Genomic DNA, 26,808 nt, shown 5'->3' with positions numbered 1-26,808 from the left:
CGGCTAACCGATGGCCTGGGCGCGGCGGATGATTTCCTGGGCGTGCTTGAGGATGGGGCCGTCGATCATCTTCCCCTGGTGCTGGAACACGCCCGAGCCGGCCGATGCTGCAGCCTCCAGGAGCGCTTCGGCAGCCGCGACGTCGGCGTCGGAGGGTGCGTAGGCGGCCCGGACCACGGCGGCCTGGCTCGGATGGATGCACGCTTTGGAGCTGAAGCCGGAAGCCACGGCGTCGGCAGCTTCCTCCTCCAGCCCGGTGAGGTCCGGGATGTCCGTGTACACCGCATCCACCGCCTCCTTGCCGTGGGCGCGCGCAGCCAGCAGCACGGCGGAACGGGCGTGCTGCGCCACGGCCCGATAGCCGCCGTCGGCCTTCCTGCTGGACGTACCGCCCAGCGATGCCAGCAGGTCCTCTGCCCCCCACATCAGGCCCACCACGTTGGGGGCGGCTGCAATGGCGGGGGCGTTGAGGACTCCCAGCGCTGTTTCACACAGCGCGATCACCTTGTAGCCCTCCAGGGCTTCGAGCTGCTGGACGTTTTCCGCCTTGGCCAGCATGACCGTCCGGTAGGGGGTGTGGGCAAGGCAGTGAAGATCCTTCTCGAACTCCTCGGTGCCCGCGGGATTCACCCGCACGATGGTGCAGCTGGGTTCAAGCTCCGGTTCCACCCCCGTGGTTCCCAGCTGGGCGAGGATGGCGCCGCGGGCGCGCTGCTTGTCCGCCGGCGCCACCGCGTCTTCAAGGTCCAGGATCACGGCGTCCGCCCTGGCAGCAGCCTTCTGGTAGCGCTCGGGCCGGTCGGCGGGGCAGAACAGCAGGGCGGGACCCATCACGAATGTCATACCGGCATTGTCTCCTGTCCGTTCCCCTGCCCGCTGCCGGGCCGGCCCGCATGGGCTTCCCGCGTCCACATCAGGCAGCTCCGCGTGGCTAGTGCCACCACCGTGCCGTCCTGGTTGCGGCCCGTGTGCTCCATGGTGACGATCCCCTGCCCGGGCCGGGAGCCCGAGAGCCGCTTTCCGCTGATCACGGTCTCGGTGTAGAGCGTGTCACCGTGGTAGAGCGGGTGCGGGAAGGAAACGTCAGTGAGGCCAAGCTGCGCAATGATGGTCCCCTGTGTCAGCTGGGAAACGGACTGTCCCACCATGGTGGCCAGCGTGAACATGGAGTTCATGAGCCGCTGCCCGAAGGGCTGCCCGGCACTCCAGGCGGCATCCAGGTGCAGCGCCTGGGTGTTCATGGTGAGCGTGGTGAACAGGACATTGTCCGCCTCTGTCACCGTCCGCCCGGGCCGGTGGGCGTAGGTGACGCCTTCCTCAAGCTCCTCGAAATAGAGCCCGCGCTGTTCGATCACCCGCGGCCCCCCGCTGGCCGGGCCCGTCGCAGCGCCGCCGTCCATGCCGCCGCCGCTCATACGGTCAGTTCCTGGTCCTCTTCGAACAGCTCGGCCCCGGTGGCCGCGGCAACGTCCTCCGCTGAGACGTTGGGCGCCAGTTCGCGCAGCACCAGCCGGGACCCGTATTCATCCGTGACGACGTCGATGACGGCCAGGTCCGTGATGATCCGGTCCACGCAGGCTTTGCCGGTCAGCGGCAGGGAGCACTGCTGGACGATCTTGGGGTTCCCGTTGCGGTCCACGTGCTCCATCATCACGATCACCTTTTTGGCGCCGAACACCAGGTCCATGGCTCCGCCCATGCCCTTGACCATCTTGCCCGGAATCATCCAGTTGGCCAGGTCACCGTTCGCCGCCACCTCCATCGCGCCCAGGACGGCCACGTCCACGTGGCCGCCGCGGATCATCCCGAAGGACGATGCCGAATCGAAGAACGCCGCCCCCTTGTTGACGGTGACAGTCTCCTTGCCCGCATTGATCAGGTCCGGATCAATGGCGTCCTCCGCCGGATAGGGGCCGACGCCGAGGATTCCGTTCTCCGAGTGGAGCACCACTTCCACACCCTCGGGGATGTAGTTGGGGATGAGCGTCGGCATGCCGATGCCCAGGTTGACGTACTGGCCGTTGCTGAGCTCTTTGGCTACCCGGGCGGCCAGCTCGTTCCGCGTCCACCCTTTGGCGCCGGCTCCGTCAGCCGGCATCTCGTGCTGCTGGGCGGCGGCCCGGCGGTACCCGGGCCGGACGCCTTCGGGCCGGGGAGCGTCGGGGCTGTTGGGGTCCATGGCTATGCTCCTGCCTGCCGGGTGCTGCCGGCGTCGTGTGCGGATGCTGCCTGTCCGGGCCGCGCCAGGGCCACGGTCCGTTTTTCAATGCGTTTCTCCGCGTTGGCGGCGAGGACCACGCGCTGGATGAAGATGCCGGGGGTGTGGATGTGTTCCGGGTCCAGCTCGCCCGGCTCCACGAGTTCCTCCACCTCGGCAATGGTGACCCTGCCGGCCATGGCGCACAACGGGTTGAAGTTCATGGCGGTGGCGTGGAAGACCAGGTTTCCGTGCCGGTCCCCTTTCCAGGCATGGACCAGCCCGAAGTCCGGGGTCAAGGCTTCCTCCAGCACATAGTCAACCCCGCCGAAGGAGCGCACCTCCTTGGGTGCGGACGCCACGGCAATCCCGCCGCCGGCGTCGTACTTTTGGGGCAGCCCGCCCTCCGACACCTGGGTGCCCACCCCCGCCTTGGTATAGAAGGCGGGGATCCCGGCGCCGCCGGCGCGCAGCTTCTCAGCCAGGGTGCCCTGCGGGGTGAGCACCACCTCAAGTTCGCCGGCCAGGTACTGGCGGGCAAACTCCTTGTTCTCGCCCACATAGGAGCTGATGGTGCGGCGGATCCGCCCGTCCCGGAGCAGGATGCCGAGCCCCCAGTCGTCCACGCCGCAGTTGTTGCTGACGGTTTCCAGGTCTGTTGTCCCTGCCCGGTGCAGTGCGTCAATGAGGGCGACCGGGATTCCACAGAGCCCGAAACCGCCCACGGCCAGGGACGCTCCGTCCGGGATGTCCGCTACGGCTTCGTCAGCGCTGGCAACAACCTTGTCAATCATCAGTGATCCTCTCAGGCCGGCTACGGTGCCAGTTACTACAGTGCCAGTACTACAGACCCAGTTCGCGGGCGATGAGCATCAGCTGCACCTCCGTGGTGCCCTCCCCCACTTCAAGGATCTTGGAGTCGCGGTAGTGGCGCGCCACGGTGAACTCGTTGATGAAGCCATAGCCGCCGAATACCTGGGTGGCATCCCGCGCGTTGTCCATGGCTGCCTCGCCTGCCACCATCTTAGCGATGGCCGCCTGGGTCTTGAACGGCTTTCCGGCCAGCATGCGGAACGCCGCATCGTAGTAGGCCAGGCGGGCGGTGTGGGCCCGGGCCTCCATGCGGGCGATCTTGAAGGAGATGGCCTGGTACTTGCCGATCTGGTGGCCGAAGGCGCTGCGCTCCTTGGCGTACTTGACCGAGAGGTCCACGCAGCCCTGGGCCGCGCCGGCAGCCAGCGCTGCGATGGCAATCCGCCCTTCATCGAGGATGGACAGGAAGTTCGCGTAGCCGCGGCCTTCCACTCCCAGCAGGTTTTCTTCCGGAACGCGGACATCCTTCAGCGTCAGCGGGTGGGTGTCCGAGGCGTTCCAGCCCACCTTGTTGTAGGGCTTCTCCGCTTTGAAACCGGGGGTGTCCGTGGGCACCAGGATGGTGGAGATTTCCTTCTGCACCGTCCCGTCCGCGCGTTCCTTCTGCCCGGTGACGGCAGTGACCGTCACCAGCCGCGTGATGTCCGTCCCGGAATTGGTGATGAACTCCTTGTTGCCGTTGATCACCCACCCAGTCTTGTCTCCAACGGTCTCGCGCCGCGCCGTGGTTTTGGTGCCGCCCGCGTCCGATCCCGCTTCCGGTTCAGTCAGCCCGAATCCGGCGAGCGCCTGGCCGGACGCGAGCATGGGCAGCCACTCCTGCTTCTGGGCGTCCGTGCCGAAACGGTAAATGGGCATGGCCCCCAGGGAGACGCCGGCCTCCAGGGTGATGGCCACGGACTGGTCCACCCGGCCCAGCTGCTCCAGGGCAAGGGCAAGGGCGAAGTAGTCCCCGCCCATGCCGCCGAATTCCTCGGGGAAGGGCAGGCCGAACAGCCCCATCTCCGCCATCTGCTTGACCACCTCGTACGGGAAGCTGTGCTCCTCGTCGTGCTTGGCGGACACCGGCGCCACCACGGTGTCCGCGAAGTCCCGGACCGTGTCGCTGAGGTCCTGGTATTCCTCGCTGAGTTCAAACCCTGCCATGCCTAGGCTCCTTCGCCATTGAGTGTGTCTGTGCCTGTATCTGCGCCCGTATCTGCGCCTGTATCTTCGCTTGCGGCGGCTGTGTGGGGATGGACGGTGGCCAGCACCTGGTCCGCCTTCACCAGGTCGCCGGGGCGGGCGCTGAGGTGTACCGTCCCGTCCAGCGGGGCCACCAGCTGGTGCTCCATCTTCATGGCCTCGACCGAGACCAGAAGCTCGCCGGCCGCCACGGTGTCGCCATCACTGACCGGAACCGACACCACTGTTCCCGGCATGGGCGAACGCACGGCGGGATCGGCGGCGCCCTCCTCCCGGTGGAGGGCCGCAAGCACCCGCTCAAGCCGCGCTTCCCGGCCCAGGACTGCCAGCCGGCAGGACCAGCCCCCGGTACCCAGGAACAGTTCTGCGGGCACGCCGGGTGCCGGGGAATCACGCGTCGGGGCCGCCGGGCCGCGGAAGACCGGCGCGATGGAATAGGTGCTGGCGTGGCCGTCGAGGGTCAGCGTTGCCTGCCGCCGGGAGGCGAACTCCAGCTGTGCCGGACGGGCAGGCCCGTCCCCCACGGCAACGAGGAACACCCTTCCGGAACCGGCGCTACCGGGGACAGCGCCGCCTCGGACAGGGCCGTCCCCCTCCGCGCCCACCTCCGCGGCGCTGCTGATCCGCACGGCTGCCACGCCGCCGTCGGGCGTTCCCAGGCTGACCAGGCGCGGCGCCGGCGCCCCAAGCCGCCAACCGTTGCGCGCATGCCAGGGTCCCGGCGATGAGGGAGTGTTGTTCTGTTCCTCCATGGCGAGGGTGAAGAGCGCGGCCGCCGCCAGTTCCGCGTCGGCAACCCTGCGGAAGGCCAGGTCCGGCAGCTTTCGTTCGATCAGCCCGGTTTCCAGCCGCCCGGCGCGGACATCGGCATCATTGATCAGCAGCCGCAGGTATTCCACGTTGGTGTCCAGGCCGAGCGCCGTATAGCCGGCGAGCGCCGCATCCAGGGTGTCCAGGGCGGCTGTGCGGTCCTCCCCCCACGCGATGACCTTGGAGATCATGGGGTCGTAGCTGGAGGAAACCTCCAGGCCTTCCACCAGGGAAGAATCCACCCTGACTTTGCCGCTTGTCCCCCTGGGCAGTTCGTCCAGCAGCAGCACAGTCCCGGTGGAGGGCAGGAAGTTTTTCTCCGGGACCTCCGCGTAGACGCGCGCTTCAGCGGCGTGGCCGTGAAGTTCGACGTCGGCCTGCCGGACGGTGAGTTCCCCGCCGGCGGCGATCCGCACCTGCCACTCGACGAGGTCGATGCCGGTGACCATCTCGGTGACCGGGTGCTCCACCTGCAGCCGGGTGTTCATCTCCATGAAGTAGAACTGGTCCGGCGCGTCGTCGGAGACGAGGAATTCGACTGTTCCGGCGCCGCTGTAGTTCACGCTCCGGGCCGCGTTGCAGGCCGCTTCACCGATCCGGGCGCGGATGGCGGCGCCGTCCGGCAGGGCTTCGAGCAACGGCGACGGTGCCTCCTCGATGACTTTCTGGTGCCGCCGCTGCAGCGAGCATTCACGCTCGCCCAGATGGATGACGTTGCCGTGGTTGTCCGACAGGACCTGCACTTCGATGTGCCGCGGGGTGGTGACCAGGCGTTCCAGGAACAGGGTGTCGTCGCCGAAGGCACTGGCTGCTACCCGCCTGGCCGTGGCCAGCGCCGCCGGGAGGTCCTCCGGACGCTGCACCACGTGCATGCCCTTGCCGCCCCCGCCGGCGGAAGGCTTGATGAGCAGCGGAAACCCCACGCCGGCGGCTGCGTCAACCAGCTGCCCGTCCGTCATACCGGGTTGTGCCACGCCGGGCACCACGGGGACGCCGTAGCCGGCCACATGGTTCTTGGACCGGATCTTGTCGCCCATAATGTTCAGGGCTTCCACCCCCGGGCCGATGAACGCGATCCCGGCCTGTTCCAGGGCCCGGGCAAAGTCCGCGTTCTCGCTGAGGAACCCGTAACCGGGGTGCACTGCCTCCGCCCCGGTCTTCCGGCAGGCCCCGATGATCGCCTGGATGTTCAGATAGCTCTCCGCTGCCGCTGCCGGGCCGATCCGGACGGCAGTGTCCGCTTCGCGCACGTGCCGGGCTCCGGCGTCGGCATCGCTGTAGACGGCCACCGGCCGGATGCCTAAGGCTTTAAGCGTTCGGATCACGCGGCAGGCAATCTCGCCGCGGTTGGCCACCAGGACGGTGCCGAACATGGGCCGGGTGGCGGTGGGGGCGCCGGCCAGGGAAGGGGTGGTCATTTGCTCGCTCACATCCTGAAGAGGCCGAAGGAGGTTTCCGGCAACGGCGTGCGGGCCACCACGTCCAGTGCCAGGCCCAGGACGGTGCGGGTGTCGGCCGGATCGATCACTCCGTCATCCCAGAGGCGGGCGGTGGAGTAGTACGGGCTGCCCTGGTCCTCGTACTGCCGGCGGATAGGGGCCTTGAAGGCTTCCTCGTCCTCGGCGGACCATTCCTGGCCTGCTGCCTCGTACTGGTCGCGCTTCACCGTGGCCAGGACGCTGGAGGCCTGGTTGCCACCCATGACCGAGATCCGGGCGGCCGGCCACATCCAGAGGAACCGCGGGGAATAGGCGCGCCCGCACATGGAGTAGTTGCCGGCGCCGAAGGACCCGCCGATGACCACCGTCAGTTTGGGCACCCGGGCCGTGGCCACGGCGGTGACCATCTTGGCGCCGTTCTTGGCGATCCCGCCCTGTTCCGAGTCCTTGCCCACCATGAAGCCGGAGATGTTCTGCAGGAAAACCAGCGGGATGCCGCGCTGGTCGCAGAGTTCGATGAAGTGGGCGCCTTTGAGGGAGGACTCGCTGAAGAGCACGCCGTTGTTGGCTACGATCCCCACGGGATGCCCGTGCAGGCGGGCGAACCCGGTGACCAGCGTGGCGCCATACTCCTTCTTGAACTCGTGGAACCGGCTGCCGTCCACCAGCCGGGCGATAACCTCATGGACGTCGTAGGCGGCGTTGACGTCCGTGGGAACGGCGCCGTAGAGCTCCTCCGGTTCCGCGGAAGGTTCGACGGCGGCATCCACCTCCCAGGCGGGCGGCGCCGGAGGCGGGAGCGTGGACACGATGTCCCGGATGATCTGCAGCGCGTGTTCGTCGTTTTCGGCGAGGTGGTCGGTGACGCCGGAGATCCTCGAATGCACGTCCCCTCCGCCGAGCTCCTCCGGCGTGACGATCTCACCGATCGCCGCCTTCACGAGCGGCGGCCCGCCCAGGAAAATGGTGCCCTGGTTCCGGACGATGACTGTTTCATCGCTCATGGCCGGCACATAGGCGCCGCCGGCCGTGCAGGACCCCATCACCGAGGCGATCTGGGGAATCTTGGCCGCCGAGAGCCGGGCCTGGTTGTAGAAGATGCGGCCGAAGTGATCCCGGTCCGGGAAAACCTCGTCCTGTTTGGGCAGGAAGGCCCCGCCGGAATCCACCAGGTAGATGCACGGAAGCCTGTTCTCGAGGGCTATCTCCTGGGCCCGCAGGTGTTTCTTCACCGTCAGCGGATAGTACGTCCCGCCTTTGACGGTGGCGTCGTTGGAAATCACCAGCACGTGGCGGCCATGGACCAGGCCGATGCCTGCAATGACCCCCGCGCCGGGGGCCTCGTTGTTGTACATCCCGTTGGCAGCCAGCGGAGCGATTTCCAGGAACGGGCTGCCGTCATCCAGGAGCTGGTCGATGCGCTCGCGGGGCAGGAGCTTGCCCCTGGCCACGTGCCGCTGCCTAGATTTTTCCGGTCCGCCCAGGGCAGCGTCCGCCAGCCTTTTCCGCAGGTCCTCCGTCAGCGACAGCTGCGCATCGCGGTTCGCCAGGAAAGTGCTGCTGGCGGGGTCGATCCTGCTGGCAAGGGTCTCCATCGACGCGTCCTGCTCCTGTTCCGGCCGGGGCCAAGAAGCCCACTCGGTTAGTGATCAATAACTGAAATTCAGGTTAGTCTCGATTAACTGTGATGTCCAACACAGCAGCTGCCTTGCTAGACTTCCGGGGTCCGAGGAGGAATTGTGCCAAGCACTGACGCCGCTGCAGCCGGCAGCACGACCCAGCCCGGCAGCGCACCCCAGCCCGGTAGCCCAACACAGCGGAGCCGGGCAAAGCAGAACCGCCGCCAGGCGCTGTTGTCCGCTGCGGCGTCGCTGTTTGCGCTGCACGGCTTCAGCCGGGTCTCCCTTGAGGACCTTGGGGCAGCCGCCGGCGTCAGCGGCCCGGCCGTTTACCGCCACTTTCCCGGCAAGCAGGCGGTCCTGGCGGACCTGCTGGTCACCGTCAGCCAGGAACTGCTGGACGGCGGGCGCCGGGTGGCAGCCTGCAATGCCGATCCCCTTGCGGCCCTGCGTGGCCTGGTGGAGTTCCAGGTGGACTTCGCGCTGGGCAAGCCTGACGTCATCCGGGTCCAGGACAGGGATTTCAGCTGCCTTTCCGATGAGGACCAGGCGGCAGTCAGGACCCTCCAGCGCAGCTATGTGGAGGTGTGGGTGGAGGTCCTCGCGCGGCTCCATCCCGAGACGGACGCTTCGGGGCTCCGGATGCGGGCCCATGCCACGTTCGGACTCATCAACTCCACCCCGCACTCCGTCCGCAGCCACGGCAGGAAAATGGCGTCCGGAACGGCCCGGCCCCTGCTCGAGAACATGGCCTTGGCTGCGCTGCTGGCAGACTCCCGAACCACCCCTTAGAGCCCGGAGTTTTTGTCCGGATATGCCGGCTTAAACCGTGGCAATGTCAAGTGGTGGGAGCAACGCGGGGTGGTTAGGCCGCTTGCAGCAGCTGGGTTAGCCGGTTGGCTGGGGTGTCGAGGTTGAGGGTCGGTCGGGGGCGGCGGTTGAGCTTTGCCGCGATGCGGTTGAGGTCCTCAGGGGTATGGGCCGAGAGGTCGGAGCCTTTTTCGAACCAGAACCGCAGGAGCCGGTTGGTGTTTTCATTGGTGCCGCGCTGCCAGGGCGAGTGCGGGTCGCAGAAATAGAGCGTGGTTTCCAGCGCGGTCTGGATCTTCGCGTAGCCGGCGAGTTCTGTGCCGCGGTCCCAGGTGATCGAGCGGCGCAGGTGCTCCGGGAGGTTCGCCATTTCCCGGATCATCGCGGCGGCGACGGTTTCGGCGGTATGGTCCCCGGGCAGGTGCAGCAGGATCGTGAACCGGGTTGAGCGCTCCACGAGAGTGCCGATCGCGGTCCCGTCAGAACCGATGATCAAGTCACCTTCCCAGTGCCCGGGGACCGCCCGGTCCTGGACCTCGGCGGGGCGTTCGCTGATCTTGAACGCCTCCTTGTAGGGGCTGCTCTTGAGCCGGTCGGCGGTGTGGGGGATGCGTTGTTTACGTTTCAGGCTGAGGTTTTCGGCCAGGTCTTTCCGCAGGCTTCCGCGGGTTTGGACATACAGGGCCTGGTAGATCGTCTCGTGGCTCACCTGCATAGTCTGGTCACCGGCAAAGTAAAACGCCAGCATCGACGAGATCAGCTTCGGACTCCACCCATCGTCCATCCACACCGCGATCAGCCGGCACAAATCCTCGTCCTCGATGAGCTTGAAGGGCTTGGGCCGGCGGCGTGCCTGATGGGCTCTGGTGTGCGCGACTTTAGCGTTGTACCTGCCCTCGGCGTCACAGTTGCGGTTGACCTCCCGCCAGATGACGGACTTGTCCCGTCCGATGGCCGCACCGATCTTCGCGTAGCTCATCCCGGCTTGCCGGCCCATCTGGATCATCCCCCTCTCGGCTTCGCTTAGTGCCCGCCCGCAGGAGACCTCCACGGACGGGGCAGGATCTGCCAGGCCGCCATGGGCCGAGATGCTCAGCGTCATCTGACCAGACTCGGCCCACCACTTCTTCCCGGTCCCGCGCGAGGCTCCGACACGCCGTGCAGCCTCACTGACGGACGCGCCGGAGCACACCAAATCAAGAAAATCATCACGAACATGGACAGGAAACAACTTCGGCATCAAACGCTCCATCAATCAGAGCGTTGCAACCACCATATGAATCTGCCCGTCCCCAACCGTGCGTATCTGGACAAAAACTCCTGGGGTTTAGACCATGGTCAGCACCATGGCGGGATCGGCGAGGAGGGCTCCGACGTCGGCAAGGAAGCGGGAGCCCTGTTCGCCGTCCACCAGCCGGTGGTCGAAGGAGAGGCTGAGGGTCATCACCTGGCGCAGTGCGATGTCCCCGCGATACTCCCAAGGCGTCCTCCGCACGGCCCCCAGGGCAAGGATCGCCGCTTCCCCCGGGTTCAGGATGGGGGTGCCGGCATCAATGCCGAAAACGCCGATATTGGTGATGGAGATTGTCCCGCCGGACAGATCGGCCGGCGCGGTTTTGCCGGCACGGGCTGTGTCCGCGAGCGCCGAGAGCGCTTCCGCCAGGCGGATCAGGGACAGCGAATCCGCGTCCTTGATGTTGGGTACCGTCAGCCCCCGCGGCGTGGCGGCTGCTATGCCCAGGTTCACGTAGTTATACGTGACGATCTCCTGGTTCTCTTCGTCCCAGCGCGAGTTGAGCGCAGGATTGCGCCTGAGGGCGATCAGCACCGCCTTCGCGGCCAGGGTCAGCGGAGTGAGCTTGACGCCCGCGAACTCCCTGCTGTCCCGAAGCCTGGCCAGCAGCTCCATGGAGGGAGTGACGTCGACGGTCAGGAATTCAGTGGCATGCGGCGCGGTGAAAGCACTCTGCACCATGGCGGCGGCCGTGAACTTGCGGACCCCCTTGATGGGGGTGCGGGTTTCCCGTCCGCCCCCGCCGGTCTGCACTCCCGCATGGTCCGCGGCCGGCATACCGGGCTGCCCTGGCTCCGAGGACCGGCTGTCCATGAAGTGCTGGACATCCTCCCGGGTAATCAGTCCTTGGGGGCCGGTACCAGTGACCCTGGCCAGGTCCACCCCGAGGTCCTTGGCCAGCTTCCGGACCGGCGGGGTGGACCGCGGGCGCTCACCTGCGGGCTGGTCCGGTGCGGCCTCGGCGTGCTCAACGGCCGGGGGTTGAGTTTCCGCAGGCAAGGCTGCCGTGGACACGGTGTCGCCGGGCATGGGGCCGGCAGGCATGGCGCCGCCGGGCATGGTGCCGGCGGGTCCGGCCACAGGGAAGGTCCGCGGACGCCGTGCGGGCCGGCCGGTGCTTTCGACGACGGCGCCGTAGCCAACGAGGTTGGGTTCCCTCTTGGGCGTCCCGGCCGCGCTCTCCCCCGCGTCCTGCCCCACCGCCTGACCCGCTGCCTCGTCCTTGACCGAAGCGGCAGGACCGCCCGCCCCGGAAGGTGCCGGGCCGACGTCGTCCGCCACCTCGAAGGAGACGATCGGCTTGCCCACCTCCACGACGGTGCCCGGCTGTTCATGGAGCTCCTTGATTACCCCTGCAAACGGGGACGGGAGCTCCACCACCGCCTTGGCAGTCTCAACCTCGGCGATTACCTGGTTGAGGGTGACGGTATCGCCCACGCCCACCTTCCAGCTGAGGATCTCCGATTCGGTGAGGCCCTCCCCCAGGTCCGGCAGCCGGAATTCCTTGATCATGGTCCCGCTCATCCTTCCAGCCCGCTAAGTGAGTTCGGCCGGCCCAGGGCACGGTCCACGCCGTCCAGGATCCGGTCCAGGCCCGGCAGGTGGTGCATCTCAAGCTTCGAGTAGGGGTAGGGAATATCGAACCCGGTGACGCGGACGGGTGCCGCCTCCAGGTGGTAGAAGCACCGCTCGGTAATGCTGGCGGCCACTTCCGCCCCGAGGCCGCCCGATTGTGCGGCCTCGTGGGTGATGACCAGGCGCCCGGTCCTGCGGACTGAAGCCACAACGGTTTCGTAGTCCACCGGTGCCAGCGAGCGCAGGTCGATGACCTCGATGGAGACTCCTTCATCGGCGGCGGCCGACGCGGCGTCCAAGGCCGTCTTGACCAGCGGACCGTATGCCACCAGTGTGACGTCACCGCCTTGGGTGAGGACGCGTGCCTGGCCCATGGGCACCGGGGCGGTGTGGTCAAGGGACTCATCCACCTCGCCTTTGTCGTGGTAGCGCCGTTTCGGCTCGAAGTAGAGCACGGGGTCGTCGCAGGAGATGGCCTGCTGGATCACGGTGTAGGCGTCCTGCGGGCTGGACACCGTGACGACGCGCAGGCCGGACGTATGCGTGAAGTAGGCCTCCGGAGATTCGGAGTGGTGCTCAGGTGAGCCGATTCCGCCCCCGAACGGGACCCTGATGGTGATGGGCATCTTGACCGCCCCGCGGGTGCGGTAGTGGAGTTTGGCCACCTGGCTGACGATCTGGTCGAATGCCGGATAGATGAATCCGTCGAACTGGATCTCCACCACCGGACGGTAGCCGCGGTAGGCGAGGCCCACGGCGGTGCCCACGATGGCGGATTCGGCCAGGGGCGTATCCACCACCCGGTGCGTGCCGAAGTCCTTCTGCAGCCCGTCGGTTACCCGGAACACGCCGCCGAGGGTGCCGATGTCCTCCCCCATCAGCACGACTTTGGGATCGTTCTCCAGTGATTTGCGCAGGCCCGCGTTGATCGCGCGGGCAAAGGTCATCTGGGTCATCAGCGTGCACCTTCTTCTGAAGCGGCTCCTGCGGGATCACCGAAGGTGGCCAGGTAACGGGCGTAGTGGTCCTGCTGCCGGTCCAGCCAGGAGTTGGGCGTGCTGTAGACGTTCTTGAAGACGTCCAGGGGCTCCGGGTCCGGCATGGTGGTGCAGCCCGTCCGCATCTCGCGTGCCACGGCGTCGGCCTTGTCCTTGACCTGTTGCTGGAGTTCCTCCGTCAGCAGGCCCTTCCGCTCAAGGAGAGCGGCGATCCGGCTGATCGGGTCCCGGGCCGCCCAGTCCTCGAGTTCGTTGGCGTCGCGGTAGCGCGTCGGGTCATCCGCCGTGGTGTGCGGTCCCATGCGGTAGCTGACGGCCTCGATGAACGTGGGGCCGCCGCCGCGGCGTGCGCGGTCCAGGGCCACGCGGGTGGCTGCCATCACGGCCAGGACGTCGTTGCCGTCCACGCGCAGGCTGGGGATGCCGAACCCGGCGGCCCTGTCGGACAGCTGGATGTGCGACTGGAGCCGGACGGGTTCGGAGATGGCCCAGTGGTTGTTGGTGCAGAAGAACACCACGGGCACCTGGAAGCTTGCCGCGAAGACCATGGCCTCGTTGACATCGCCCTCGCTGGTTGCGCCGTCACCGAAATAGGTCACGGCCACGGAATCAGCGCCGTCATTCTGGATGCCCATCGCGTAGCCCGTGGCGTGGAGGGTCTGGGCGCCGATGATGATCTGCGGGGTGGCCATGTTGATGGCGTAGGGATCCCAGCCCGAGGACGCATTGCCGCGCCAGACCCGGACGATGTCCGTCAGGTCCACTCCGCGGCAGTACGCCACCCCGTTCTCGCGGTAGCTGGAGAAGACAAAGTCGTCCGTCCGGAGTGCCCGCCCCGAACCGATCTGCGCGGCTTCCTGCCCCAGCAGCGGCGGCCACAAGGCAAGTTCGCCCTGCCGCTGCAGGGCCGTTGCCTCGACGTCGATGCGCCGGATCACGGTCATGTCCTCGAAGAGGGAACACAACTGCTCGTCGGTGACGTCCCTGACCCAGTAATCAAACTCCGGATGGCTGATCCGCTCTCCGGCTGGGGTGACCAGCTGGACCAGATCCCGTCCTTGCCCATGGGGATGCCGGGCGCTGTTGGGGGCGGCTGGTCCGCCCTGGCCCGTTTCGTCTGTAGACACGATAGCCCGCAACCTTCTCACGTCGTTGACCTCCGGTTTTGGGACTTGTGGCCCCTTCAGCCGCCGGCCGCCCGGGCGCCGTTGCCCCGGATATTTGTGACCCTACTCACAATGCTCAAGAGGTACAACCACCGGCGCGATCACTGAGCAAAATGCTCTGCGGGCGGCCCCGGGACCGTGCTAGCGTTGCGCATTATGCAAGCCCTGGATGGCACCGACGCCCGCCTGCTCTCTGCCCTGGCGCAGGATCCCCGAAAAACGGTGGTGGCACTGGCCCAAAAGCTCGGCCTCTCCCGCAACACCGTGCAGGCGCGGATGGCTCAGCTGGAGAAGAAACACGTTTTCCTGTCCTTCGAACGCCGCATCAATCCAGCGGCCCTGGGTTACCCGCTGATGGCCTTCATCTCCGTCCATGTCCAGCAGCAGAGGCTTGCCCTGCTGGCAAAGGAACTCGCTGACATTCCCGAAATTCTTGAGGGCTACGGCCTGACAGGTTCAGCGGACCTGCTGCTGCGCGTGGTGGCGCTTGACGCCGAGGACCTGTTCCGGATCAACGGGAAGATCCTGGCCTGCGAAGGCGTGGACCGGACCGACACGGCGCTGGCCATGGGCGAACTTATTCCCTTCCGCGTCCAGCCTTTGCTTCAACGCGGTCCCGGGCGGGCTTAGCAGCGGGCGCCCCTATGGCGGAAAGCACGACGGCGGCGGGCGGGGCTGGAGTTCGGACCAGGCGGGCCGCGCTATAGGCTGAATGCCAGTTAATCGGCGGGACAGGCCCAGCGCTGCCCCGCATCCAGGCGGTGCGCTGCACCATTTTTCCGGAAAGGCTCCACCTTGAGCACTCCCCAGGAACCGTTTCAGCCGGGCCACGCAGGCCCGGCGTCCCCGCAGCTGCAGCCTCCCTACTACGGGCAGGAACAGGCATCACCATTCGGGCTTCCGGGGCAGCCTCCGCCCAGGAGCCGGCGGAAGCTGTGGATCATCCTGGCGGGCGCCGGCGGCGTCCTCCTCCTGGTGGTCCTGGGCATAGTCATTTTGGTGAACGTGGTGGGCAGCGCCACCAACCAGGCCCGGGGACTGGCTGACGGCTTCACCAAGCTGGTCCTCGCCGGAGACAACTCAAGGGCCTACGACGAATACCTTGACCCCGCCCTCCAGGAGCAGCTGTCCAAGGAAGCGTTCATTGAGGGGGTTAGCAGTCTTGGGATGGATGAAACCTGCACACCGGACTACAGGGACCTCAACGTGGTCACCGAAAACGGCGTGAAGTCGGCAAATGTTGCCGGGCTCATCGCCTGCGACGGCAAAGAGGTGGACCTCGCCTACCGTTTCGAGGGCACCGAAGAACTCAAGATGACCGAAATCAAGCTGCGGCCGGCAGGGTAACGAAAGCCACAGGCACAACAAACAAAGCCTCCGCACCGGGGAACTGTTCCCCGGTGCGGAGGCTCTGTTGTTAATGCCGTCAGCTGTTATTGCCGTCAGCTCAGTGGTCGACCGCCTTTTCGGCACCCACGCCGGTGAGGGAGCGGACTTCCATTTCGGCCTGCTTGGCGGTGTCCTCCCGATTCTTGTCGAGCGTCGTTCCGAGCCAGCCCAGGAAGAAGGCCAGCGGGATGGACACGATGCCCGGGTTGCTCAGCGGGAAGAGCGCGAAGTTGGCGTCCTTGATCATGGATGTTGCTCCGCCGGAGACCACCGGCGAGAAGATGATCAGGATGATCGCGGAACCCAGGCCGCCGTACATGCTCCAGACTGCGCCCTGCGTGGTGAACTTCCGCCAGAACAGGGAGTAGACGATCGTGGGCAGGTTGGCGGAGGCGGCGACGGCGAATGCAAGCGCCACAAGGAACGCCACGTTCTGTCCGTTGGCGAGGATGCCGCCCAGGATGGCGAGGACGCCGATGACCACAACGGTGCGCCGGGCCACCTTCACTTCAGTGTCGGCGTCGGCCTTGCCCTTGGAAATGACGCTGGCGTAGATGTCATGGGCGAACGATGCCGCCGCGGTAATGGTCAGGCCGGCCACGACGGCCAGGATGGTGGCGAACGCCACGGCCGAGATGAAGCCCAGCAGCAGCGGACCGCCCAGGTAGAAGGCCAGCAGCGGGGCAGCCGAGTTCACGCCGCCCGGTGCGCCCTTGATGGTCTCGGCACCAACCAGGGCAGCTGCGCCGTAACCAAGCACCAGGGTGAAGAGATAGAACAGGCCGATCAGCCAGATTGACCACACCACGGACTTGCGGGCTTCCTTGGCCGTGGGGACCGTGTAGAAGCGCATGAGTACGTGCGGCAGCGCTGCGGTGCCCAGGACCAGGGCGAGGCCGAGTGACATGAAGTCGATCTTCGAGGTTTCCGTCTTGCCGTACTGCAGGCCGGGATTCAGGACGGCCGGGTTGTTGGCCGTCTCCACTGCGGCGCCCAGGAGGCTGGAGAGGTTGAAGCCGTAGATGGCCAGGACCCACAGGGTCATGACGGCTGCGCCTGCGATGAGCAGGATGGCCTTGATGATCTGCACCCAGGTGGTGCCCTTCATGCCGCCGATCAGGACGTACATGATCATCAGGGCGCCGACGACGATGATCACCAGGGCCTGCCCGGTCCAGTCACTGATGCCCAGCAGCAAAGAGATGAGGCTGCCGGCGCCGGCCATCTGGGCCAGCAGGTAGAAGAAGCAGACGGCGAGGGTGGAGATGGCGGCGGCGATGCGGACGGGCCGCTGCTTCAGCCGGAAGGACAGCACATCGGCCATGGTGAACTTGCCGGTGTTGCGCAGGAGCTCAGCGACGAGCAGCAGTGCCACGAGCCAGGCCACCAGGAAGCCGATGGAGTACATGAAGCCGTCGTAGCCGTTGATGGCGATCGCGCCGGTGATGCCCAGGAAGGAGGCGGCGGAGAGGTAGTCGCCGGCGATGGCGGTTCCGTTCTGCGAGCCGGTGAAGGAGCGGCCGGCGGCATAGTAGTCCGCGGCGGTCTTGTTGTTCCGGCTGGCGCGGAGCACGATCACCATGGTCACGGCCACGAAGATGCCGAAGATGCCCATGTTGAGCAGCGTGGTTTCCTTGAGGGCGGCCACGTCCACCGCTGTTGCGATATTGATCATTTGGTGACTCCGCCTACTCGGTTTCCGTGCTTATCGAATTCGTGGCCCTCGATCTCGTCCCGGATTTCCTTGGCGATGGGGTCGAGCCGCTTGTTGGAGTAGTGGACGTACCAGCCGGTGATGGCGAACGTGGAGACGAATTGGAGCAGGCCGAGGATCAGGCCCACGTTGATGTTGCCCCAGACCTTGGTGGACATGAAGTCCACGGCATAGTCGGCGAGCAGGACATATGCGAAATACCACAGCAGGAATGCGACTGCCATGGGGAAGACAAAGCTGCGGTGACGCTTGCGCAGTTCCTTGAACTGCTCCGTCGACTGGACCTGCTCGAAGTCCACGGACGCCGCTGCGTCCGGAGTGTGGGCATCGTTACCCATCGTTCCTCCTCGTTGAGACTTGCCTGAACACACCCAACGGCCGGCCCGGAAGACGGGATACCGCAAATGTGACTGCAATCACTCTGCGGGCTGCATCCCGCCAGTTCCAGTGCCTGCAGGCCTGCGGGCGCTCAACGGTCGGGATGCTGCGACAAACGGCACCCGCGGCTACGCTGGGCACCATGCCGGACTCCCCCCTCCTGACCGCCGCGGCCGTGGCCGTCATCGCCATGGCCATCGCCGTCGTCGTCGGTGTGGGGCTCAAGGTGCTCAGGTCATTCCGCGACCTGGGCACTGATGCTGAACGCGCCACCTACCACACCCTGCATGCCGCTTCCCAGGCGGGCCAGCACCTGCGCCGGGGGCTCAATCCCGCCGGCGCGGCCAAGGCCAGCCGCCAGCTGCGCACCCTGCTTGGCTGTGACGCCCTGGCCATCATGGACACGTCCGGCGTCCTGGCGTGGGACGGCGCCGGCGAGGACCTGAAGCCGCGGATGATGGACCTTGCTGCCGGCGTTCTCGCGAACGGCCGGACGGCTGTCCTTCCCGCCGGGGATGCAGGCGCCGCCACAGAGGCTACCGGCGGCGCGCTCGCTGCCGTGATCGCACCGGTGCGTGCCGGCACCCGGGTGGTGGGCGCCGTCGCCGCGTTCGCTCCCTCCGCCGGCGCGGGACTGGTGAGGGCCACCAGCGAAGTGGCGGACTGGGTGGCCGTGCAGGTGGAGCTGGCAGAGCTCGACGCCTCCCGCACCCAGCTGATGGAGGCGGAGGTGCGGGCCCTGCGCGCCCAGATCAGCCCGCATTTCATCTACAACTCGCTCAATGCCATCGCCTCCTTCATCAACACAGACCCCGCCCGCGCCCGCGAGCTGGTGGTTGAGTTCGCTGACTTCACCCGCTATTCGTTCCGGCGGCACGGGGACTTCACCACGCTCGCGGAGGAACTCCGCTGCATCGACCGGTACCTGCTGCTGGAACGCGCCCGGTTCGGTGAGCGGGTCCAGGTCAGCCTGAGGGTGGCGCCGGAGGTGCTGAGCACCGTCATCCCGTTCCTCAGCCTGCAGCCGCTGGTGGAGAACGCGGTCCGGCACGGACTCGAAGCCAAGGAAGGGCCGGGACACATCAGCATCACCGCCAACGACGCCGGCGCGTTCGCGGAGGTGACCATCGAGGACGACGGCGTGGGCATGGATCCGGCGCAGCTGCAGTCCATGCTGGCCGGCCACACCGACGGCGAGCATGTGGGCCTGCGCAACGTCGATGCCCGTCTCCGCCAGGTCTACGGCAATGACCATGGGCTGGTCATTGAGACCGCGCCCGGCGAAGGGACCCTGATCACCATGCGGGTCCCCAAGTCCCAGCCGGGCCACGATGCGTGACCCGGACGGGGTCTTACAGGCTGGCGCCGGCACGGTACCCCTGCTCCGGAAAGCTACCCTAGGAGCATGATTAACGTCCTCGTCGTTGATGATGAGCTGCCTGCCGTTGAGGAACTGGCCTTCCTGCTGGGCAAGGACGACCGTGTGGGCAAAATCCTTCGCGCCACCTCCGGAGGTGATGCGCTCAAAGCGCTCGCCTCCGCCCCCGTTGACGCCGTCTTCCTGGACATCCACATGCCGGCAGTGTCCGGGCTGGACATTGCCCGTGCCATCGCCGGGAGCAGCCGGCCGCCCGCCGTCGTGTTCGTGACGGCGGACGAGGACCATGCCCTGGACGCCTTCGAACTCGCGGCCGTGGACTACCTGCTCAAGCCGGTGCGGGCAGAACGCCTGGCGCGCTGCGTGGGGCGCATCAGTGAACTGCGCGACGGCGGTGCCGCCCCGGAGATGATCACGGTGGACCAGGGCGGGACCACCAAAATGATCAGGCGCGACGACGTCACGTACGTCCAGGCGCAGGGGGACTACGCCCGGCTCCACACCGCCGAAGCCAGCTACCTGATCCGGGTTCCGCTTGCGGACCTCGAACAGCAGTGGGCGGATGCGGGGTTCATCCGGACGCACCGGTCCTACCTGGTGGCCCTCAAGCACGTGACCTCGATGAAACTCGCCGCGGACGGTCCCAGCGTCACCGTGGCGGGAGCGGGACTGCCCATCAGCAGGCGGCACCTGCCCACGGTGCGGGAGAAGCTTGAGGCCACCCGGATCAGGCCCAATACATGACCAGGGTGCGGGTGACGGCTCCGAGGACTGCGGCGCGTCCGGCAAAGGAGACGAGGGAGGCCGCGCAGGACTCCGAAGTGGGCCAGGTGTTCGTCAGGTCCCTGATCAGGTCCCAGCTGCGGCTTGCCCTGGTGGTGGCCGCGGGTTTCCTGCTGATCCTGGGCGCCTTTCCCCTGCTGCTCGCGGCGGTTCCCGGTTTGGCGGAAACCCGGGTTGCGGGCATCCCGTTCGACTGGCTGCTGCTGGGAGCCGGCATCTATCCGCTCATCGGGCTCAGTGCATGGCTGTACATCCGGACGGCGGCGCGCAACGAGGCGCGCTACCGGGACCTGGCCGAGGACCGGTGAGGGTACCGTGAACCCCGGAGTGGCCATAGCTGCCTTGGTAGGGGTGTCCGTAGCCACCGCAGTTATCGGCTTCTACGGCCTGCGGATTTCAAGGACTACGGGCGACTTCTATGTGGCTTCCCGGACGGTCCGGCCGTGGTGGAACGCCTCGGCCATCGGCGGCGAGTACCTTTCGGCCGCGAGCTTCCTGGGCGTAGCGGGCCTGATCCTGCTGTCCGGGACGGATGCGCTGTGGTTTCCGGTGGGGTACACGGCCGGATACCTGATGCTGCTGCTGTTCGTCGCGGCGCCGCTGCGGCGGTCCGGGGCCTACACCATTCCCGATTTCACCGAGGCAAGGCTTGACTCCCTGCCGGTACGCAAAGTGACCAGCCTGGTGGTGGTGCTGGTGGGCTGGCTGTACATCGTGCCCCAGCTGCACGGTGCTGCCCTCACCATCCGCATCACCACGGGACTGCCGTCCTGGGTGGGCTCGGTGGCGGTGGTGATCGTGGTGTGCCTTACCGTGGTGGCGGGCGGCATGCGCTCCATCACGTTCGTCCAGGCGTTCCAGTACTGGCTGAAACTCACGGCGCTGGCCGTGCCCATCCTGTTCATCATCTTCGTCCTTGCCGGGAACGGCACCGCCGCGCTTGCACCGCCGTCGGCCAATCCCACGGGGGCGCCGCCTGCCGGCCTCTACCAGAACGCCTCACTCCTGGTGGCCCTGCTATTCGGAACCCTGGGCCTGCCGCACGTCCTGGTGCGCTTCTACACCAACCCGGACGGGCAGTCCGCCCGCCGCACCACGCTGATCGTCCTGGGGCTGCTGTCCGTGTTCTACCTGTTCCCTACCGCTTACGGGCTGGTGGGACGGATGTTCGCTCCCGGCCTTGCCACCGCCGGCCAGGCGGACGCCATGGTGCTGCTGCTCCCCGGGGAACTGGTGGGCGGGACGGCAGGCGACCTGTTGTCCGCACTGGTGGTGGCGGGAGCCTTCGCCGCGTTCCTGTCCACGACGTCGGGACTGGTGGTTTCCCTGGCCGGCGTGATCAGCCAGGACGTCCTGGGGGCAGGTGTGGGGAGCTTCCGGCTGGCGGCAGTGATTTCCGCTGTTGTGCCGCTGGGCTTCGCCTTCATGACCGACTCGTTCGCCCTCGCAGGGAGCGTCGGGCTGGTCTTTGCGTTCACAGCGTCCACCGTCTGCCCGGTGCTGCTGCTGGGCATCTGGTGGCGCGGGCTTACCGACGCCGGCGCAATCGCCGGCATGCTCACCGGCGCAGTTCTGTGCGGCGGGGCAATGATCACCGGAGCCCTGGCCGGGGCGGCCAGCACGCCCGGCTGGCTCGCCCAGCCGGCGGCCTGGACGGTTCCCGCGGCTTTTGCGGTGATGGTCACCGTGTCCCGCGCAACGTCTCAGCGGATCCCGAAAACCATGTCGAAGGTGATGACCCGGCTGCATACCCCCGAGCGGCCGCTCGCCACCGAACGGTGAGCCCGGAGCCGGGGCCGGCAGGATCAGTCGATGGCAGCCATCAGCTCGACCACCCTGTCCAGGAACGCGTCCACCTGGGCTTCCTCGTACCCGTCCCGGCCCACGGCAGGGCGGAAGACCGCCCGGCGGACGCTGTCCACGCTGAGCGGCTTGTCCTGCTCAAGGTAGGCGATCAGTTCGCGGCACAGCCTGTCGACGTCGGCCGTGTTGTAGCTGCGGACCTTTTTCTTGGCGGGGCGGCGGAAGCGGTCGCCGTCCGGCCTGTGCAGGCGGCCGCGCAGGATGCCTGAGAGGTGTCCGATCTCGCGGAGCCAGGCTTCTTCGCCGCGGGCAGCGATCAGCTCATCCCGCTCCCGGCGGGCGAAGGCATCCTCGAGCCGGTCCAGTGCGGCGTCCACGATGGCGGCGGAATACCCGCCTTTTACAGGGTCGAAGGAAACAGCCCTCACGTCCGCGCTGTTGAGGGGCTGCGGCGCTGATTCCGGCTCCTCCAGTGATACCCGCGCCTGCTGCAGGAACTGGTCCACCTGCTTGGCGTTGTAGCCGTACTCACCGCGCTGCACGCGCTCAAAGGACGCAGGGATCTGCCGATGAATGTCCAATGCCACTTTGCTTCCTTCAATGCTCTTCAGCCGGAGTGCTTCTGCACCAGCTTATTTGTGCCGGGGGTCCTCGGTGGATCCGGCAGGATTTGTCTCAGGCGCCGGATACCAGTCCGTACAGGATGAACGCGGCCGGGGACGCGAACACGATTGAATCGAGCCTGTCCATGACTCCCCCGTGCCCGGGCAGGATGCTGCTCATGTCCTTGATGCCTAGTTCGCGCTTGACCATGGACTCTGCCAGGTCACCGGCGGTGGACGCCGCAACCAGGCCAACCGCCAGCACCGCACCCACCCACCAGGGCTTGTCCAGCACGAAAAGGCAGGCCAGGATGCCAATCAGCATGGCGCCGCCGATGGAGCCGGCGAATCCCTCCCAGGACTTTTTGGGACTGATCTTGGGGGCCATGGGGTGCTTGCCGAGGGACGCCCCCACCAGGTATCCGAAGGTGTCGTTGGAAACCACCAGCAGGAGCATCACGGCCACCTGCCACGCACCGTCGGGAACCGTTCCGCCCGGCCAGAGGCCAAGCGGCGTTGCACCGCCGGCCGCGTGCAGCGGCAGGACCGCAAAGCTGATGAAGAACGGCACCCAGCCGAGCGCAAAGACGCCAGCGAAGATGCTGTTGGCTGAACCGGCCGCACTTTCGATGGACCGCCAGAGGAGAACGGCCACGGAGCTCAGCAGCATCGCGAAAAGGAGGCTCTCGATGCCTCCGAGGTAGGCGGCGAACGGCATGGCCACGGTACCGCTCATGACCGGAATGATGGGCATCCTGGTGCCGTTGGCCTCCAGGGCACGGTAGATTTCCCAGACGCCGAAAATGGCGAACGTGGTGGTTACGGCAACGAAGGCAAGCGGGAGCAGCAGCAGTCCGCCCAGTACGGCGAACAGCATGGCCAGGCCCACCACGACGGCGGCCGGAAGGTTCCTCCCTGCCTTCGGCGTCGGGTTGCTCCTGGGCTGCTTCCCCCGCGTGCGCGCCCTGGGTGCCGGGGCCTGATCTGCCTGGCCCATCAGACTTCGAGCAGCTCTGCTTCCTTGCGCTTGAGCAGCTCATCGATGCCGTCCACATGCGCCTTCGTGAGGCTGTCCAGTTCCTTTTCGGCCCGGGTGCCTTCGTCTTCACCGGCTTCGCCGTCCTTGACCAGGCGGTCCAGGGTCTCCTTGGCCTTGCGGCGGATGTTGCGGATGGAGACCTTGGCGTCCTCGCCCTTGGTCTTGACGATCTTGACGTACTCCTTGCGGCGTTCCTTCGTCAGTTCGGGGATGGTGATCCGGATGACGTTGCCGTCGTTGGACGGGTTGGCACCGACCTCGGAATCACTGAGCGCACGCTCAATGTCGCGCAGCGCCGTCTTGTCGAAGGGCGTGATGAGGATGGTGCGGGCGTCCGGGATGGCGAACGAGGCGAGCTGCTGCAGCGGGGTGGGGGAACCGTAGTACTCCACCAGGACCTTGTTGTACAGGCCCGGGTTGGCGCGCCCGGTGCGGACGGAAGCGAAGTCTTCCTTGGCTACCTCTACGGCCTTGTCCATCTTTTCTTCGGCTTCGAGCAAGGTTTCTTCGATCACGGTCTCTCCTCAGATTCTGGTGCAGTCCGGGGCGCCGGGTCCATGCACAATCGTGGTTCTTTGATGCTGGCCCGTCCCTGCCCGCGGGGGCAGGGACGGAACAGTCCTGAAATCATCCTAGCCGGAGCTAGGCGGTGACCAGCGTGCCCAGCTTTTCGCCGAGGATGGCCCTGGTGACGTTGCCTTCGCCTTCCATGCCGAAGACCACCATGGAAAGGTCGTTGTCCTTGCACATGGTCATGGCGGTCTGGTCCATGACACGGATGTCGCGGCGGAGGGCGTCGTCGTAGCTGAGGGTTTCCAGCCGCTCGGCGGTGGGGTCCTTCTTGGGGTCGGCAGTGTAGACGGCGTCCACGCCGCTCTTGGCCATGAGGACCACGTCGGCGTGGACCTCGAGGGCACGCTGGGCGGCGACGGTGTCGGTGGAGAAGTAGGGCAGGCCTGCACCGGCACCGAAGATGACCACGCGGCCTTTTTCCATGTGGCGGATGGCGCGGCGGGGAATGTAGGCCTCGGCGACCTGCCCCATGGTGATGGCGCTCTGGACCCGGGTTTCGACGCCGGCCTGTTCAAGGAAGTCCTGGAGGGCAAGGCAGTTCATCACGGTGCCGAGCATGCCCATGTAGTCTGCGCGGGAACGGTCCATGCCGCTCTGGGAAAGCTCCGCGCCGCGGAAGAAGTTGCCGCCGCCGACGACGATGGCCACCTCCACCTGGGGGACGGCTGCGGCGATCTGCTTGGCGACGTCGCGGACGGTCTCAGGGTCAACGCCCAGCTTTCCGCCGCCGAAGACTTCACCCGAGAGCTTCAAGAGGACCCGGCGTCGGCTTTTCTCTGGCTGGATTACAGTGTTGACGGCTTCCATGATGCCTTCCCGTTGGTGGACTCTAAAAAGGTTATCCTGCTGCGCGGCCAAAGGTCCTATACGGGCCTCTCCCACAGGTGCCTCCCCCGCGCATGCAAAAGGGGCGGCCACCGAAGTGGCCACCCCCTCGCAGTTTCGACTAGGAGCCGACGCGGAAACGCGTGAACGCGGTTCCCTTGACACCGGCCTCCGTGAGGACCTGTGCCACGGACTTCTTGGCGTCCTTCGCGAATGCCTGGTCAACCAGGACCTCACCCTTGTAGAAGCCGGTAACGCGGCCTTCCACGATCTTGGTGAGCGCAGCCTCGGGCTTGCCCTCGGCCTTGGCGGTCTCTTCGGCGATGCGGCGCTCGGACTCGACCAGGTCGGACGGGACGTCCTCGCGGGTCAGGTAGTTCGGAGCCATGGCAGCGATGTGGACTGCGACGTCGTGGGCTGCGGTGGCAGCGGCTTCGCCTTCACCGTCAACAGCGAACAGCACGCCAACCTGGGCCGGGAGGTCCTTGGAGGTCTTGTGCAGGTAAGCGTCAACCGTTGCGCCCTCGATGCGGGAGATGCGGCGGACAACAACCTTCTCGCCCAGGATGGCGCCCTCTTCGACGACGACCTCGGAGAGGGGCTTGCCGTCAACATCGGTGGCGAGCAGGGTCTCGAGGTCGGCAGCGCCGGACTCGATGGCAACGGCCAGGACCTTGTCAGCCAGCTGGATGAACTTGTCAGCCTTGGCCACGAAGTCGGTCTCGCAGTTGACTTCGATCATGACGCCGACGCCGTTGCTGACCTTTGCGGCCACCAGGCCTTCGGCGGTGGAGCGGCCCTCGCGCTTGGTAGCGCCCTTGAGGCCCTTGATGCGGATGATCTCGATGGCCTTCTCGGCGTCACCGTTGGCCTCGTCAAGAGCCTTCTTGACGTCCATCATGCCGGCGCCGGTGCGCTCGCGCAGGGCCTTGATGTCCGCGGCAGTGTAGTTCGCCATGTGAACCCCTCTGTCTAGAAATGTGTTGTGGTGTACGGACTGACAGGACGGCAGCCCACGGGTGGGCCGCCATCCTGTCAGCAGCTCCGGCGCTGCAGGCAGCGCCGGAAAATCCGGATGTACTTGTGTTACTTGGCGTCTTCGGCGGGAGCCTCGGCAGCGGCCGGAGCTTCCTCGGCAGCCGGAGCAGCAGCCTCTTCAGCGGCCGGAGCGGCAGCCTCTTCAGCCTTGCTGCCTTCGAGGAGCTCGCGCTCCCATTCAGCCAGCGGCTCTTCCGGGGCTTCCGTGGTGCCGGTGGCGCGCTGGTTACGGGCGATCAGGCCCTCGGCAACGGCGTCTGCAACAACGCGGGTGAGGAGGTTCACGGAGCGGATGGCGTCGTCGTTGCCCGGGATCGGGAAGTCGACTTCGTCAGGATCGCAGTTGGTGTCCAGGATGGCCACAACCGGGATGTTCAGCTTCTTGGCCTCGTCAACGGCGAGGTGCTCCTTCTTGGTGTCCACGATCCAGAGCACGGAAGGTGCCTTGGTCAGGTTGCGGATACCGCCGAGGTTGGACTCCAGCTTGGTGAGTTCGCGCTTGAGGAGCAGCAGCTCCTTCTTGGTGTACGCGGAACCGGCGACGTCGTCGAAGTCGATCTCTTCGAGTTCCTTCATGCGCTGGATGCGCTTGGCGACCGTCTGGAAGTTGGTCAGCATACCGCCGAGCCAACGCTGGTTCACGTACGGCTGGCCAACGCGGGTTGCCTGCTCGGCAATTGCTTCCTGGGCCTGCTTCTTGGTGCCGACGAAGAGTACGGTGCCGCCGTGTGCAACGGTGGCCTTCACGAACTCGTAGGCGCGGTCGATGTAGGACAGCGACTGCTGAAGGTCGATGATGTAGATGCCGTTGCGCTCGGTGAAGATGAAGCGCTTCATCTTCGGGTTCCAACGGCGGGTCTGGTGTCCAAAGTGGACGCCGCTGTCAAGCAGCTGGCGCATGGTTACGACGGGCATGCCGACGCTCCTTCCGGCAGGTCATTCATGAGAGAGCCCGGAGGCTTCTTACCCTGCCAATAGTTGACGGTTGATTAGCGTGGCCCAGGCTGGGCCGTGCTCCTGGCATCCACCATGCTTCCCATCAGGACGATGGTCCTGACCGCAGGAGGCCTGATCCCCCGTCGGCGAGGCCGGAGCGTCGCTTCTGGAGGGCTGGATGCGCGTAGTCAGCCGTTGCTCCCCCACACTCCTGAATGAGATGTGCCGACGCATTCCGGACACGGGCATATACCGTTGGAAAAACCACTGGGATATCCGCCGGACCGAAAGCATTGAGGGCGCAGCAAACTGCTCCACCAAGTGTACTACAGGCACCTTCAGCCGGAGGACACCGACAGGGACGGAAACGACGCCGGCAGGGGG

The 26,808-nt window shown here is 66.4% G+C and carries 26 protein-coding genes; 7 read left to right on the top strand and 19 right to left on the bottom strand.

Annotation, left to right across the window (positions count from 1 at the left end; genetic code table 11):
- Window positions 1-3: 3 nt before the first annotated feature.
- Genes ABRP28_RS02655 through ABRP28_RS02625 form a run of 7 tightly spaced genes read right to left on the bottom strand, consistent with a single transcriptional unit; the run spans window position 4 to window position 8,099 of the window.
- Window positions 4-843 carry a CoA ester lyase gene (locus ABRP28_RS02655; RefSeq protein WP_350004707.1) on the bottom strand — a complete coding sequence of 280 codons (840 nt, stop codon included), beginning with the start codon at window positions 841-843 and terminating at the stop codon, window positions 4-6.
- Entirely contained in the window at window positions 840-1,415 is a 576-nt protein-coding gene (locus tag ABRP28_RS02650) for a MaoC family dehydratase (RefSeq protein ID WP_350004709.1), read from the bottom strand. The genes ABRP28_RS02655 and ABRP28_RS02650 overlap by 4 nt, the downstream gene beginning before the upstream one ends.
- Window positions 1,412-2,179 (bottom strand): CoA transferase subunit B, encoded by a 768-nt coding sequence (locus ABRP28_RS02645; RefSeq protein ID WP_350004711.1) that lies wholly within the window; start codon window positions 2,177-2,179, stop codon window positions 1,412-1,414. The genes ABRP28_RS02650 and ABRP28_RS02645 overlap by 4 nt, the downstream gene beginning before the upstream one ends.
- A gap of 2 nt (window positions 2,180-2,181) precedes the next feature.
- The gene (locus tag ABRP28_RS02640) at window positions 2,182-2,991 is read right to left on the bottom strand and encodes a CoA transferase subunit A (protein WP_350004713.1); all 810 of its coding nucleotides are present in this window, start codon (window positions 2,989-2,991) and stop codon (window positions 2,182-2,184) included.
- A 49-nt stretch (window positions 2,992-3,040) separates the two neighbouring features.
- The gene (locus ABRP28_RS02635; RefSeq protein ID WP_350004714.1) at window positions 3,041-4,216 is read right to left on the bottom strand and encodes an acyl-CoA dehydrogenase family protein; all 1,176 of its coding nucleotides are present in this window, start codon (window positions 4,214-4,216) and stop codon (window positions 3,041-3,043) included.
- Window positions 4,217-4,218: 2 nt separating this feature from the next.
- Window positions 4,219-6,483 (bottom strand): biotin carboxylase N-terminal domain-containing protein, encoded by a 2,265-nt coding sequence (locus ABRP28_RS02630; protein ID WP_350004716.1) that lies wholly within the window; start codon window positions 6,481-6,483, stop codon window positions 4,219-4,221.
- An 8-nt stretch (window positions 6,484-6,491) separates the two neighbouring features.
- Complete coding sequence (locus ABRP28_RS02625; RefSeq protein WP_350004718.1) at window positions 6,492-8,099, bottom strand: carboxyl transferase domain-containing protein; 1,608 nt, start codon at window positions 8,097-8,099, stop codon at window positions 6,492-6,494.
- A gap of 144 nt (window positions 8,100-8,243) precedes the next feature.
- On the opposite strand from ABRP28_RS02625, the gene ABRP28_RS02620 reads away from it, so the two are divergent.
- Window positions 8,244-8,915: a TetR/AcrR family transcriptional regulator gene (locus ABRP28_RS02620; protein ID WP_350004720.1), complete on the top strand. Its 672-nt coding sequence runs from the start codon at window positions 8,244-8,246 to the stop codon at window positions 8,913-8,915.
- A gap of 73 nt (window positions 8,916-8,988) precedes the next feature.
- On the opposite strand, the gene ABRP28_RS02615 is transcribed toward ABRP28_RS02620, so the two are convergent.
- The 4 genes from ABRP28_RS02615 to pdhA form a co-directional block, all read right to left on the bottom strand.
- Window positions 8,989-10,173 carry an IS30 family transposase gene (locus tag ABRP28_RS02615; RefSeq protein ID WP_374152913.1) on the bottom strand — a complete coding sequence of 395 codons (1,185 nt, stop codon included), beginning with the start codon at window positions 10,171-10,173 and terminating at the stop codon, window positions 8,989-8,991.
- 87 nt (window positions 10,174-10,260) lie between these two features.
- Entirely contained in the window at window positions 10,261-11,739 is a 1,479-nt protein-coding gene (locus ABRP28_RS02610) for a 2-oxo acid dehydrogenase subunit E2 (protein WP_350003675.1), read from the bottom strand.
- An 8-nt stretch (window positions 11,740-11,747) separates the two neighbouring features.
- A complete protein-coding gene (locus tag ABRP28_RS02605) occupies window positions 11,748-12,758 on the bottom strand; it encodes an alpha-ketoacid dehydrogenase subunit beta (protein ID WP_350003676.1) in 1,011 nt (336 codons plus the stop codon).
- Window positions 12,758-13,927, bottom strand: a complete 1,170-nt coding sequence (gene pdhA / locus ABRP28_RS02600) for a pyruvate dehydrogenase (acetyl-transferring) E1 component subunit alpha (RefSeq protein WP_350003677.1) — start codon at window positions 13,925-13,927, stop codon at window positions 12,758-12,760. The genes ABRP28_RS02605 and pdhA overlap by 1 nt, the downstream gene beginning before the upstream one ends.
- Window positions 13,928-14,122: 195 nt before the next feature.
- On the opposite strand from pdhA, the gene ABRP28_RS02595 reads away from it, so the two are divergent.
- Together ABRP28_RS02595 and ABRP28_RS02590 are read left to right on the top strand one after the other, a co-directional pair.
- Entirely contained in the window at window positions 14,123-14,596 is a 474-nt protein-coding gene (locus ABRP28_RS02595; protein ID WP_350003678.1) for an Lrp/AsnC family transcriptional regulator, read from the top strand.
- A 165-nt stretch (window positions 14,597-14,761) separates the two neighbouring features.
- Window positions 14,762-15,313 (top strand): hypothetical protein, encoded by a 552-nt coding sequence (locus ABRP28_RS02590; protein WP_350003679.1) that lies wholly within the window; start codon window positions 14,762-14,764, stop codon window positions 15,311-15,313.
- Between the two features lie 100 nt (window positions 15,314-15,413).
- Here the strand turns inward: ABRP28_RS02590 and ABRP28_RS02585 are convergent, their stop codons facing one another.
- Entirely contained in the window at window positions 15,414-17,030 is a 1,617-nt protein-coding gene (locus tag ABRP28_RS02585; protein WP_350003680.1) for a sodium/solute symporter, read from the bottom strand.
- Entirely contained in the window at window positions 17,027-17,407 is a 381-nt protein-coding gene (locus tag ABRP28_RS02580; protein ID WP_066274718.1) for a DUF485 domain-containing protein, read from the bottom strand. The genes ABRP28_RS02585 and ABRP28_RS02580 overlap by 4 nt, the downstream gene beginning before the upstream one ends.
- A gap of 182 nt (window positions 17,408-17,589) precedes the next feature.
- Between ABRP28_RS02580 and ABRP28_RS02575 the strand changes: the two genes are divergently transcribed.
- From ABRP28_RS02575 to ABRP28_RS02560, 4 genes are all read left to right on the top strand, one after another.
- Window positions 17,590-18,786: a histidine kinase gene (locus tag ABRP28_RS02575; protein ID WP_350003681.1), complete on the top strand. Its 1,197-nt coding sequence runs from the start codon at window positions 17,590-17,592 to the stop codon at window positions 18,784-18,786.
- A 66-nt stretch (window positions 18,787-18,852) separates the two neighbouring features.
- Window positions 18,853-19,569: a LytTR family DNA-binding domain-containing protein gene (locus tag ABRP28_RS02570; RefSeq protein ID WP_350003682.1), complete on the top strand. Its 717-nt coding sequence runs from the start codon at window positions 18,853-18,855 to the stop codon at window positions 19,567-19,569.
- Window positions 19,566-19,916: a hypothetical protein gene (locus tag ABRP28_RS02565; RefSeq protein WP_350003683.1), complete on the top strand. Its 351-nt coding sequence runs from the start codon at window positions 19,566-19,568 to the stop codon at window positions 19,914-19,916. Before ABRP28_RS02570 ends, ABRP28_RS02565 begins: the two co-directional genes overlap by 4 nt.
- Before the next feature lie 7 nt (window positions 19,917-19,923).
- On the top strand, window positions 19,924-21,390 hold the full coding sequence (locus tag ABRP28_RS02560) for a cation acetate symporter (RefSeq protein WP_350003684.1): 1,467 nt from the start codon (window positions 19,924-19,926) through the stop codon (window positions 21,388-21,390).
- Window positions 21,391-21,413: 23 nt separating this feature from the next.
- Here ABRP28_RS02560 and ABRP28_RS02555 read toward each other — a convergent pair whose 3' ends face one another.
- The 6 genes from ABRP28_RS02555 to rpsB form a co-directional block, all read right to left on the bottom strand.
- On the bottom strand, window positions 21,414-21,998 hold the full coding sequence (locus ABRP28_RS02555) for a DivIVA domain-containing protein (RefSeq protein WP_350003685.1): 585 nt from the start codon (window positions 21,996-21,998) through the stop codon (window positions 21,414-21,416).
- An 88-nt stretch (window positions 21,999-22,086) separates the two neighbouring features.
- Window positions 22,087-23,010 (bottom strand): phosphatidate cytidylyltransferase, encoded by a 924-nt coding sequence (locus ABRP28_RS02550; protein WP_350003686.1) that lies wholly within the window; start codon window positions 23,008-23,010, stop codon window positions 22,087-22,089.
- Window positions 23,010-23,567, bottom strand: a complete 558-nt coding sequence (gene frr, locus ABRP28_RS02545; protein ID WP_066274709.1) for a ribosome recycling factor — start codon at window positions 23,565-23,567, stop codon at window positions 23,010-23,012. Before frr ends, ABRP28_RS02550 begins: the two co-directional genes overlap by 1 nt.
- A gap of 127 nt (window positions 23,568-23,694) precedes the next feature.
- A complete protein-coding gene (pyrH, locus tag ABRP28_RS02540) occupies window positions 23,695-24,432 on the bottom strand; it encodes a UMP kinase (RefSeq protein ID WP_174178863.1) in 738 nt (245 codons plus the stop codon).
- Between the two features lie 139 nt (window positions 24,433-24,571).
- On the bottom strand, window positions 24,572-25,408 hold the full coding sequence (gene tsf / locus ABRP28_RS02535; protein ID WP_350003687.1) for a translation elongation factor Ts: 837 nt from the start codon (window positions 25,406-25,408) through the stop codon (window positions 24,572-24,574).
- Window positions 25,409-25,536: 128 nt separating this feature from the next.
- On the bottom strand, window positions 25,537-26,403 hold the full coding sequence (gene rpsB / locus ABRP28_RS02530) for a 30S ribosomal protein S2 (protein WP_350003688.1): 867 nt from the start codon (window positions 26,401-26,403) through the stop codon (window positions 25,537-25,539).
- Window positions 26,404-26,808: the final 405 nt, after the last annotated feature.

Source organism: Pseudarthrobacter sp. WHRI 8279, assembly GCF_040224115.2.
Taxonomy (GTDB): Bacteria; Actinomycetota; Actinomycetes; order Actinomycetales; family Micrococcaceae; genus Arthrobacter.
The sequence above is the reverse complement of the archived record's forward strand: the minus strand, read 5'-3'. Positions and strand labels throughout refer to the sequence as shown.